Annotated in this window: 12 protein-coding genes; all 12 read left to right on the top strand. The window is 35.8% G+C overall.

The window, feature by feature from the left end:
* Nucleotides 1–1,026: hypothetical protein (locus D6734_03700; GenBank protein ID RMF96460.1), on the top strand; the 1,026-nt coding region annotated here is incomplete at its 5' end.
* Nucleotides 1,023–2,360: a sigma-54-dependent Fis family transcriptional regulator gene (locus D6734_03695; protein RMF96459.1), complete on the top strand. Its 1,338-nt coding sequence runs from the start codon at nucleotides 1,023–1,025 to the stop codon at nucleotides 2,358–2,360. The genes D6734_03700 and D6734_03695, both read left to right, overlap by 4 nt.
* A gap of 224 nt (nucleotides 2,361–2,584) precedes the next feature.
* Nucleotides 2,585–3,007: a flagellar basal body rod protein FlgB gene (flgB, locus tag D6734_03690; protein ID RMF96458.1), complete on the top strand. Its 423-nt coding sequence runs from the start codon at nucleotides 2,585–2,587 to the stop codon at nucleotides 3,005–3,007.
* A gap of 2 nt (nucleotides 3,008–3,009) precedes the next feature.
* Nucleotides 3,010–3,447, top strand: coding sequence for a flagellar basal body rod protein FlgC (gene flgC, locus D6734_03685; GenBank protein ID RMF96457.1), 438 nt, complete (start codon nucleotides 3,010–3,012; stop codon nucleotides 3,445–3,447).
* 19 nt (nucleotides 3,448–3,466) lie between these two features.
* Complete coding sequence (gene fliE / locus D6734_03680; protein ID RMF96461.1) at nucleotides 3,467–3,763, top strand: flagellar hook-basal body complex protein FliE; 297 nt, start codon at nucleotides 3,467–3,469, stop codon at nucleotides 3,761–3,763.
* Between the two features lie 22 nt (nucleotides 3,764–3,785).
* Nucleotides 3,786–5,339, top strand: coding sequence for a flagellar M-ring protein FliF (fliF, locus tag D6734_03675; protein ID RMF96456.1), 1,554 nt, complete (start codon nucleotides 3,786–3,788; stop codon nucleotides 5,337–5,339).
* Nucleotides 5,340–5,345: 6 nt separating this feature from the next.
* Nucleotides 5,346–6,356, top strand: a complete 1,011-nt coding sequence (fliG, locus tag D6734_03670; protein RMF96455.1) for a flagellar motor switch protein FliG — start codon at nucleotides 5,346–5,348, stop codon at nucleotides 6,354–6,356.
* 21 nt (nucleotides 6,357–6,377) lie between these two features.
* Nucleotides 6,378–7,085 (top strand): hypothetical protein, encoded by a 708-nt coding sequence (locus tag D6734_03665; GenBank protein RMF96454.1) that lies wholly within the window; start codon nucleotides 6,378–6,380, stop codon nucleotides 7,083–7,085.
* Nucleotides 7,086–8,429 carry a flagellar protein export ATPase FliI gene (gene fliI / locus D6734_03660; protein RMF96453.1) on the top strand — a complete coding sequence of 448 codons (1,344 nt, stop codon included), beginning with the start codon at nucleotides 7,086–7,088 and terminating at the stop codon, nucleotides 8,427–8,429.
* Complete coding sequence (fliJ, locus tag D6734_03655) at nucleotides 8,429–8,884, top strand: flagellar export protein FliJ (GenBank protein ID RMF96452.1); 456 nt, start codon at nucleotides 8,429–8,431, stop codon at nucleotides 8,882–8,884. Before fliI ends, fliJ begins: the two co-directional genes overlap by 1 nt.
* Before the next feature lie 3 nt (nucleotides 8,885–8,887).
* The gene (locus D6734_03650; protein RMF96451.1) at nucleotides 8,888–9,442 is read left to right on the top strand and encodes a hypothetical protein; all 555 of its coding nucleotides are present in this window, start codon (nucleotides 8,888–8,890) and stop codon (nucleotides 9,440–9,442) included.
* Nucleotides 9,443–9,446: 4 nt separating this feature from the next.
* On the top strand, nucleotides 9,447–9,685 hold a 239-nt coding region (locus D6734_03645), incomplete at its 3' end, for a hypothetical protein (protein RMF96450.1).

The raw sequence follows: 9,685 nt of genomic DNA, 5'->3' as shown, positions 1-9,685 counted from the left end.
CTAAAAGGGCTAATTGTAATAGACAAAGAAAATGCAATCATAGATTACAATGATGCCTTCCTAAATTTAACTGGTTTAGAAAGAAAGAAAATTGAAAAATATACAATAGATGAATTACTAAAAATAATCACAAATAGTGACATAGATTTAGATAGGATTTCAAAAAAGGGACAACTGAAGATAGACATAAATAAAAAAGACAAAAGAATAACCGCCTTTTTATATTCCCTGCCTCTATACGACAAAAATGCCTCATATGCAGGCAAAGTATTGGTTATTGAGCCTTACCATTTCAAGAAAAGAGAAAAAATCATACACAACGAAAGGACAAACAAGCTACGGGCAATGGGTGAAATAGCCGGCGCAATGGCTCATGAAATAAGAAATCCATTAGGTAGTATCGAATTATTTGCATCGATGATAAAGTCTGACCTAATTTCACCGGACGAATTAGAACAATTTTCTGACCATATCCTAACAGCTGTAAAAAAACTCGAATGCGTCATATCTAATCTTATGATTTTTTCAAATCCGCCTAAACCTTCATTCAATAAAGTTGATATTAATTCAGCATTAAACGACTTTTTAGACTCTATCAAACATCTCCTCGAACATAACAATGTAGTATTAATTAAGAATTTTCCCGGTATGACTCATTACATTACACTTGATATCGAGCTTGCCAAACAAGCCCTTTTGAATTTAATACTCAATGCAATTCAAGCAATGCAGGAGGGAGGAATATTAGAAGTAAATGCCAAACTCGAAGACAATCTAAAAGATTATCCTTCAGGCGCTTATGTAATAACAATTTCCGATACAGGATGCGGAATCCCTCCAGAAAATTTAGAAAAGATCTTTTTACCATTCTTTTCAACAAAAATTAAAAAAGCAGGAATTGGACTCTCAATCGTAAACAATATCGTAGAAGCACATAGAGGGCATATTGAGGTACAAAGTATTGTAGGGGAAGGAACAACCTTTAAAGTTTTCTTTCCTCTTACTATGGAGGAGGCAATGAAATGAAAAAGAACATATTAGTCGTTGATGACGAAACAGAAATGAGGATAGCCCTATCCAAAGCAATCAGCATTGGAGGCTATGAAGTAGAGTCTGCTTCAGATGGATATGAGGCTATAAACAAAATCAGACATCGCAGCTATGACCTCATCGTAACCGATGTAAGAATGCCTAAGATGGATGGAGTATCACTTCTTAATCAAATAAAAACCTTTTCTCCTCAGACTGCTGTTGTTCTGATTACAGCCCATGGAAGTGTGGAAAATGCGGTTGCAGCTATGAAAAGAGGAGCAGACGATTATATACTCAAACCTTTTTCTTTTGATCTAATAAATAAAGTAATAAAGAAGGTCCTTGCAAAAAAGCAAAGTGAAAATATTTCTAATAACAATTCATCTAATTCTGAAGAAAAGCCATTTATAACTCAAAACAAAGAATTATTAAAAATACTCTCATTTGCAAAATCAGTTGCAAACAGCAATGCGACAGTTCTAATTCAGGGGGAAAGCGGAACAGGAAAAGAGCTTCTTGCCCGCTACATACACAACAACAGCAACAGGAAAGATATGCCCTTCATAGCAGTAAACTGTGCATCATTGCCTGAAGGATTGCTTGAAAGTGAACTTTTTGGTCATGAAAAAGGTGCATTTACTGGCGCTATCAGCAAAAAAGAGGGAAAATTTGAATTGGCAAACGGCGGAACTTTGCTTCTTGATGAAATCACAGAAATGAAATTTTCACTTCAAGCAAAACTTTTGCGGGTGCTTCAAGAAGGTGAAATAGATCGTGTAGGTGGTAAAAAACCCATAAAGACAGATGTCAGAATCATAGCTACAACAAACAGAGATATTAAAGAACACATAAAAAAGGGAGAATTCCGCCAAGACCTCTTTTTCCGCCTTAATGTAATACCATTAAAGATCATCCCTTTGAGGAAAAGGAAAGATGATATCAAAGTTTTAGCAGAATATTTTCTCAAACGTTCCTGCGAAAAAAATGGGAAACCTGAAATCATTTTAACAGATAAAGCTGTTTCTGCTCTTGAGAATCACTCTTGGCCCGGAAATGTGAGAGAGCTTGAAAATCTCATCGAGAGAGCAGTGCTTCTTTGCGAAGATGAAAAAATTGAACCGAAGCACCTTCTTTTTGATTATCAGGATGAACACGATGATACATCATTTGAAATTGGAGACAATATGACCATCAAAGAAATGGAGAAAAAACTGATCCTGAGCACATTGAAAAAAACAGAGGGAAATCGCACAAAAGCTGCAAATATGCTTCAAATAAGCATCAGGACTTTGAGAAATAAGCTCAAAGAATATCAAATAAATTCCTGAGTTCGTGAAACAACTCTACAGGAAAAAAAATCCCGCAGTAGAGGTAAAAAATTCCAGATTGGATAAGGAAGTCAATAATGAGGAAGTATTATAAAAATTTTCAAAACTCTAAAAAACTAAAAAATACAGTGAGTTACAAAGAGAAAAGATTATTTTTGCTCATCTCAACGATATGGCACGCTTCTTGCTAATGAATCAAGTGGATTTATCTCAGGGAGGAAAAAATGCCTGATAACGGAATATTTGGAGTAACAATAAACCTCTTGAAGGAGGTTTTGGATGCAAGGGCGTCAAGACAGCTTATTATTAATTCAAATATCGCAAATGCAGAAACACCCGGTTATAAAGCAAAGGATTTAAAATTTAGAAGCCTCCTAAACGATAATCTCAATAGCCACAAAGCTATATCACTCAAAGCAACCAACAAAAAACACATTACAGATGGAAATAATAAATCTCTCATTGAAACAAAGATTGAAACATCGAATAAAAAGCCTCTCATAGAAGGAAGTTCAAACAATGTAAACATAGACAGGGAGATGACCAAACTTGCAGAGAATGGAATTATGTATAACGCCCTTGCGCAGATAACAGCAAAAAAATTCAGTTTTCTAAAAGAAGTAATTAGAGAAAGCGGAGTTAGATAAAAATGGATTTTTTGACATCTTTACAAGTAAGCGCTTCTGCCCTTGAGGCACAAAGGATGAAGATGAATTTAATTGCATCCAATCTTGCTAATGCTGAAACAACGAAGACAGCTGAAGGCGGTCCATATAAGAAAAAAATTCCCATACTGGCTGAAAAAAACATACAGACAGGAGATAGAAGAAATTTCAAAAAAACATTGGAAGAAAGCATCAAAGGAGTTGAAGTGGTGGCAGTAGTAAAGGACGGAAAGAATTTTAAAATGAAATATGACCCCGGCAATCCTGATGCAGATAGCAACGGTTTTGTAAAAGTCCCTGATATTAATGTTATGGAAGAAATGGTCAAATTGCTTTCAGCTACAAGGGCATATGAAGCAAATGTTACAGCAATAAATGCCGCAAAGAATATGGCTCAAAAAGCATTAGACATTGGAAAATAGGAGCTAAAAAATGTCTGATATGAAAATAGGGAAACTTCCATTAAAGTCACTTTATGATGAACTCAGGATTCGAACTGAAAAGCCGGCAAAAGAGGGACAATCATTCTCTGACACTATCAAAAATATGATTAATGAAGTCGAGAAGTATCAAAAGGAAGCAGACATATCAGTACAGAAATTTGCTCTTGGTGAAAACAGAAATATTCATGAAACTATGATTGCCCTTCAAAAGGCAGATGTCTCTTTTAAATTGATGATGCAGATAAGAAACAAGGTATTGAGCGCATACCAAGAAATTATGAAAATGCCTATTTAACAGCTAAAAGAAGGAATAAATAATGAATCAACTTTTTCAGCAAATAAAAAACATTTTCAAAAATCTTCCTGTTGCAAATAGAATATCCTTTTTTGTTCTGTTATTTCTCTTTCTTGGCGCTTTTGGGGGAATAGTTTTTTGGGGGACAACTCCTGATTACGAATTACTATATGCAAACCTCTCTCCGGAAGATGCATCAGCAGTTATATCGAAACTAAAGGACAATAAAACCCCTTATAAATTAGAAAACAACGGTGCAAGCATCTATGTGCCTTCTGATAAAGTTTATGACATCAGAATGGAGCTTGCTACTGAAGGCATTCCTAATGGAGGAGGCGTTGGCTTCGAAATTTTCGACAAAAACAGTTTTGGACTGACAGATTTTGTTCAAAAGGTCAATTACCAAAGGTCTCTTCAAGGAGAATTAAAAAGAACAATTTTAAAACTTGATGCAGTAAGTGATGTGCGAGTCCATCTTGCAATTCCTCAGGAATCGCTCTTCATAGAAAACAGCAGTCCTCCAAAAGCCTCAGTTGTCCTCAAACTGAAACCGGGACATACATTATCAAAAAAACAGGTAATGGGCATAGTTAATCTTGTGGCAGGCTCTGTTGAAAGATTGAAACCTGAAAATGTCACAGTTATTGACTCAAAAGGGAATATACTCTCATCAAAGGAAGACAGTTTAGGCGGCATTGGAAGCAATATTCAAATTGAATACAAACAGTCCGTTGAGAGCATTCTTGAGAAAAGGATTCAGACGATGCTCGAAAAGGTCGTTGGCAAGGATAATGTAATCTCCCGAGTATCAGCCGACATTGACTTCAACCAAATAGAATTGACAGAAGAAAAATATGATCCTGATTCTGTAGTTGTAAGAAGCGAAGAGCTCAATGAAGAAAGAAATGTTTCAACTCCAATAACGGGCAACGGTGCTGAACAAAGTCAATCTTTTACACAAGTTCAAAATGCAACGGAATCAACAAATACAAATGAAGTCAAAAACTATGAAATCAATAAGACAATAAGCCATCAAGTCATACCATCAGGAAACATTAAATCTTTATCTGTAGCTGTATTAATCAATGGCACATATAAAAAATCAGATGAATCAGGCAAAAGTGAATATATTCCTCGCACTGAGGAAGAAATGAAAAAGTTTACTGACATAGTAAAAACAGCAGTGGGCTATACAGAAGAAAGAGGAGACAAAGTAGAAGTAGTGAATATCCCCTTTGAAGCAGATGAGGTTACAGAAACTGAACCCACAGGTTTTTTTGACAATGATATGGTTGAAATCCTCATAAAATACCTCTCAATCCTCTTATCAATAGTAATCATTTACTTCCTAATCCTCAAACCTGTAATTGGATGGATTACAAGGCCTTTAAGTAAAGAAGAATTAGCAATGACTTATCCTATAACGGTTTCTGAAGCAGAAAAAAGAATAGAAGGTTCTACAGGAGAAAATGCGCAAATTGGAAGCGGCTCGAGACAAAAGGCATTAGAGCTTGCAAGAAATAATCCTGAGCTTGCAGGACAAATAATAAAAGGATGGTTAAACAAGGAGAGTTAATCGAAGATGGCAGAGACAAATATTTCGTATACAAAGAAAGCGGCGATTTTACTTTATGTCTTAGGTGAAGATATGGCTTTTGAAATTTTGAAGAATTTGAACAGCCACGAAGTAAAGGAAGTCCTAAGCCATTTAAACAAACTCGATGAAGTTTCTGAAAATGAATTAAATGCCATAATGGATGAATTTTACAATCAAGCCGCAGGGACAGGCGGTTTTATCAAGCCAGACAGAGCATATGCTTCAAAATTGATGAAAAAAGTTGAAAAAATAATGAAAACAAAAAAAGAAGAAGATGATGTTTATACAGAATTTATAAATGATGAAGGAATAGAGCTTCTTAAAAAGACTGACCCTGAACTTGCAGCAAATTTCTTGAAGTCACAGCATCCTCAAGTTATCGCTCTTATCATTTCTCGTTTAGATGCAAGCTCAGCAGCCACAATTACTGAAAAGCTTCCCAAAAAAATCCAAAGCGATGTAATTGCACGAATGGCCAATCTGAAAGAGGTCGCCCCTGATGTTATCAATGAAATAGATGAACTCCTCGTAAAAGAATTGCGCAATCTTGGAGGCAAACAGAAAAACGCAATTGGAGGAATAAAGCCGGTGGCTGAAATACTCAATCACCTTCCAAAATCGATTGAAGGAAAAATTCTCGATGCCATTTCTGAGATGGATAAAGAAATAGCGCAAAAGATAAAGGAACATATGTTTGTTTTTGAAGACCTTGTTATGCTCGACGGAAGAGACCTTCAGGCAGTGCTTAAAGAAGTTGACGGTCAAAAACTCGCTCTTGCTCTTAAAGCAGCCAGTGATGAATTAAAAGAAAAGATTTTCAGCAATGTATCTGAAAGAGTCAAAGATATGATTATTGATGATATGGAAACGATGGGTCCTGTGAAACTCAAAGATGTAGAAAAAGCCCAGCAGGATGTTGTAGCCATAGCAAGAAAACTTGAAGAAGACGGAAAAATCTCCTTTGGAATAGGCGCTGAAGAAGAAATGGTAGTTTAAATAAGTTTGGAGGAATCAATTTTGACTATTTCACCATTCAAATTTGAAGAACTAAATTCTCAGCAACAAATATCTAAACGGAAAAAAGTAATCGATAAGTTCAAAAAACTGACGCTTTTAACTGGCTCCCCATCTGTCCCTTCAAAGGAAGAGAAGGAAAAAGAAAAGAAGGAAGATGTATTAAAAAATCAACATCAACCAGTTGATAAAACCCAAAATAATGAAGTCGAAGATGCTTACAAAAAAGGATTTTCTGATGGTGAAGAATCGGCATTGAAGGCAACCAAAGAAGTTTGTGACCTTTTCAAAATAGCTCTCTCCGAAATGAATAGAAAAGCTGATGAATTGAAGATGGACGCCCTTGAGTTTGCAGTGAAACTGGCTTCTGCCATAGCTGAAAAGATACTTACCTATGAAATTTCCATTAAAGAGGAATACCTTTTTGAATCAATTAAAAAAAATTTAGAAAATATTCCAAAATCTGAAAAAATCAAACTTATTCTCAATCCGGAGGACCTTAAAAGATTCAAAGCCTGCCATCCTGTTGTTGAAAAAATATTAGGAGACTTTGAAGAAAAACTCGTAGTCGAGTCAAGCAAAAAGGTTCAAGCAGGTGGATATATAATCGACACTGAAACTCACCGAATCGACGCTTCCATTGAAAAACAGATTCAGACTTTAACGAAACGCCTCATTGAAGAAATACCAAAGGAGAGTGAGGACGGATAAATGGAATTCAGCACGGAAAGATATTTAAAAGTCGTTAATGAAACCAATCCTCTCGACCTTTATGGTAAAGTGACGAAGGTTGTTGGACTTGTAATTGAAGGATATGCCCCAAATGCAATTATTGGTTCCTCCTGTCTTATTTACCCTGATGAAGGACAATCTCCTATAGAAACTGAAGTTGTCGGTTTTAATGAAGGAAAAGCCTTATTAATGGCACTAGGTGATATCAGAGGCATTGGTCCCGGCAGTCTCATCAAAGTTGTCAAAAGCAAGGCATCTATAAATGTTGGGGAAAATTTTCTTGGCAGAATTATTGACGGTTATGGCAACCCTATAGACAATAAAGGACCGCTGTGGGGCAGTAAGGAATATCATATCTATGCAGACCCTCTAAATCCTCTTGAAAAAAATATCATAAGCGAAAAATTAGATCTTGGGATAAGAAGCATCAACGGTCTCCTCACATGCGGCAAAGGTCAAAGAATGGGAATCTTTGCAGGCTCAGGTGTGGGGAAAAGCGTCTTGATGGGAATGATTGCAAGAAATACAAAAGCTGATGTAAATGTCGTTGCCCTCATAGGAGAAAGAGGAAGAGAAGTTAGAGAATTTATTGAAAGAGATTTGGGAAAGGAAGGATTGAGAAGGTCTGTCGTGGTTGCCGTAACTTCCGACCAAAGCCCACTTGTTAGAGTTAGAGGAGCATTCATAGCTACTACAATAGCAGAATACTTCAGAGATTTAGGGCTTGATGTAATTCTAATGATGGATTCTGTTACGCGTCTTGCTATGGCGCAGAGAGAGGTCGGTTTGGCAATTGGTGAACCACCCACAACGAAAGGATATACGCCATCTGTATTTGCAATGTTACCCAAGCTTCTTGAAAGAGCGGGACTTTCAAATAACAGCGGTAGTATAACAGGGCTCTATACTGTGCTTGTTGAAGGCGATGATTTCAATGAACCGGTATCGGATGCAATGAGGTCTATTTTGGACGGCCATCTATGCCTCACAAGAGAGTTAGCGGCAAGGAACCATTATCCTGCCATAGACATTCTGCTAAGCGTAAGCAGAGTTATGAAAGATATCGTAAGTGATGAACACAATGAATATGCAAAAAAACTTATTGAAAACTTAGCTGTTTATAAGAAAGCCGAAGATTTAATCAATATTGGAGCATATGTAAAGGGAAGCAATCCCTCGATTGATAAAGCCATAGAAATGATAGACAGCATAAATGAATATTTAAAGCAGGGTATAAATGAAAGAGTGAGTATGGAACAGTCAATTGCCCAGCTTATACAGCTGTTCAAAAAATACGAAGCCTCAAATAAAGGATCTGAATAATGGCTAAGGAAAAATTTAAACTTCAAAAAGTTCTCGATTTCAGGGAATTGAAAGAACAACAGCTTCAGGTTGAAGTTGCTGAAATCAGATCCAACCTTGAAAGGGAAAAGATTAATCTGAAAAAGAAAAGAAGCAATCTCTTAAAATATAAAAAGATACTGGATAAGTTTCAGAAAAAACCAGCATCAAGTCAAGAATACAAAACCTATCTGGAATATATCGATTACCTTATAAGAGATATAAAAATTCAAGGCGAAGTCATACAAGAGCTCCACAACTCACTTGTTTCCTCAATGGAAAAATTGAAAAAAGCCTGTCAGGACAAACAAATTCTCGAAAAATTGAAAACTCGGGAAATTCAAAAAGCAAAAGCAGATGAGGAAAAAACTGAACAGAATTTCTTAGATGAAATCGGTTTAAAGATAAATGGGAAAAACAAAAAAGAGGGAAAATAAAAAATGGAGATTTTTAAAACGAACAAAATATTAAAAAGCTGTTTTGCCATATTGTTGATCAAAGTTTTCCTCTTCGGTTTTTTCATAGTGGCCGCACAAATCAACGAAAAGGAGAATAAGATTGAAGCTTCTGCCTCTGTTGCAGAGTCTAAAGAAGTGAAAAAAGAATCAAAAAAACCTGCTGATGAAAAGTACAACGAGTTGAAAATAGCTCTTTTTGAGAAAAAAGAAGAAAAATTAAAAGAAGAAGAAGAGCGTATTTCTCTTGCAAAGAAAGAGTTGGAAGAAAAGATAGCTGAATTGAAAAGACTTCGTAGTGAAATTGAAAATCTCTTAAAGAAAAAAGAAGAAAAGGATGAGAAAAAACTTCAGCATCTTGTAAAAATCTACTCATCTATGAAGGGACAACAGGCAGCATCAATCATAGAGCGTTTGCCTGATGAAACCATCATAGAAATATTCCTGAGAATGAAAAGCGACCAAGTAGCAAAAATTTTGCCATCAATGTCTAAAGAAAGAGCTGTAAAGGTAACACAACTTTTAACCTCAAAGGATTAAAAAAATGGATTTAAATATTCTTCCAAAGGAAATAAACATTCAGGAAGATAACCCAGCCAAAACAGAAGCACCTTTAGCGAAGAAAAAGACTTCAAAACTATCCAAAAGGGAAAATAAAAATGCTTCAGAGAATGTAAAAAAGGCATCCAATTTTCAAAAAGAGATCAATAAAATCATACACAAGAAAAAAGCAGATTCTAATAACGAAACTGATTCTAATACGAATGAATCTCCTGAAGAGAT

The sequence above is a fragment of the Candidatus Schekmanbacteria bacterium genome (assembly GCA_003695725.1).
Classification (GTDB): Bacteria; Schekmanbacteria; GWA2-38-11; order GWA2-38-11; family J061; genus J061.
Note: the sequence above shows the minus strand (reverse complement) of the source record. Positions and strands in the feature narration are given on the sequence as shown.

Coding starts and splice junctions, on each gene's coding strand:
- D6734_03695 (RMF96459.1), top strand. CDS start 1,023: ATGAAAAAGAACATATTAGTCGTTGATGACGAAACAGAAATGAGGATA.
- flgB (RMF96458.1), top strand. CDS start 2,585: ATGCCTGATAACGGAATATTTGGAGTAACAATAAACCTCTTGAAGGAG.
- flgC (RMF96457.1), top strand. CDS start 3,010: ATGGATTTTTTGACATCTTTACAAGTAAGCGCTTCTGCCCTTGAGGCA.
- fliE (RMF96461.1), top strand. CDS start 3,467: ATGAAAATAGGGAAACTTCCATTAAAGTCACTTTATGATGAACTCAGG.
- fliF (RMF96456.1), top strand. CDS start 3,786: ATGAATCAACTTTTTCAGCAAATAAAAAACATTTTCAAAAATCTTCCT.
- fliG (RMF96455.1), top strand. CDS start 5,346: ATGGCAGAGACAAATATTTCGTATACAAAGAAAGCGGCGATTTTACTT.
- fliI (RMF96453.1), top strand. CDS start 7,086: ATGGAATTCAGCACGGAAAGATATTTAAAAGTCGTTAATGAAACCAAT.
- fliJ (RMF96452.1), top strand. CDS start 8,429: ATGGCTAAGGAAAAATTTAAACTTCAAAAAGTTCTCGATTTCAGGGAA.
- D6734_03650 (RMF96451.1), top strand. CDS start 8,888: ATGGAGATTTTTAAAACGAACAAAATATTAAAAAGCTGTTTTGCCATA.